Origin of the sequence: Neisseria sp. P0001.S007, assembly GCF_051963655.1 — a bacterium.
Taxonomy (GTDB): domain Bacteria; phylum Pseudomonadota; class Gammaproteobacteria; order Burkholderiales; family Neisseriaceae; genus Neisseria; species Neisseria subflava_A.
Window position 1 is genome coordinate 1 of sequence record NZ_JBQCUB010000023.1, and the last position, 842, is coordinate 842.

Sequence of the window (842 nt, forward strand, 5' to 3'; positions counted from 1 at the left end):
GAAACCCGTCACTACGCACACGTAGACTGCCCGGGCCACGCCGACTACGTTAAAAACATGATTACCGGTGCTGCCCAAATGGACGGCGCGATCTTGGTATGTTCTGCCGCTGACGGTCCTATGCCTCAAACTCGCGAACACATCCTGTTGGCTCGCCAAGTAGGTGTACCTTACATCATCGTATTCATGAACAAATGCGACATGGTTGACGATGCCGAGCTGTTGGAACTGGTTGAAATGGAAATCCGTGACTTGTTGTCAAGCTACGACTTCCCTGGCGACGACTGCCCAATCGTACAAGGTTCTGCACTGAAAGCTTTGGAAGGTGATGCTGCTTACGAAGAAAAAATCTTCGAATTGGCTGCTGCCTTGGACAGCTACATCCCAACACCTGAGCGTGCTGTGGACAAACCTTTCTTGTTGCCTATCGAAGACGTATTCTCTATCTCCGGCCGTGGTACAGTAGTAACCGGTCGTGTAGAGCGCGGTATCATCCACGTTGGTGACGAGATCGAAATCGTAGGTCTGAAAGAAACTCAAAAAACCACTTGTACCGGTGTTGAAATGTTCCGCAAACTGCTGGACGAAGGTCAAGCTGGTGACAACGTAGGCGTATTGCTGCGTGGTACTAAACGTGAAGACGTAGAGCGTGGTCAAGTATTGGCTAAACCAGGTACTATCACTCCTCACACCAAGTTCAAAGCAGAAGTATACGTACTGAGCAAAGAAGAGGGTGGTCGTCACACTCCATTCTTCGCTAACTACCGTCCACAATTCTACTTCCGTACTACTGACGTAACTGGTGCAGTTACTTTGGAAGAAGGCGTAGAAATGGTAATGCC

Annotated in this window: 1 protein-coding gene; it reads left to right on the plus strand. The window is 49.4% G+C overall.

Going from position 1 to position 842, the window contains the following annotated elements; all coding sequences use genetic code 11:
• Nucleotides 1-842, plus strand: an 842-nt coding sequence (gene tuf / locus ACTHRE_RS11050) for an elongation factor Tu (RefSeq protein ID WP_377073774.1), incomplete at both ends; no start/stop codon positions are given.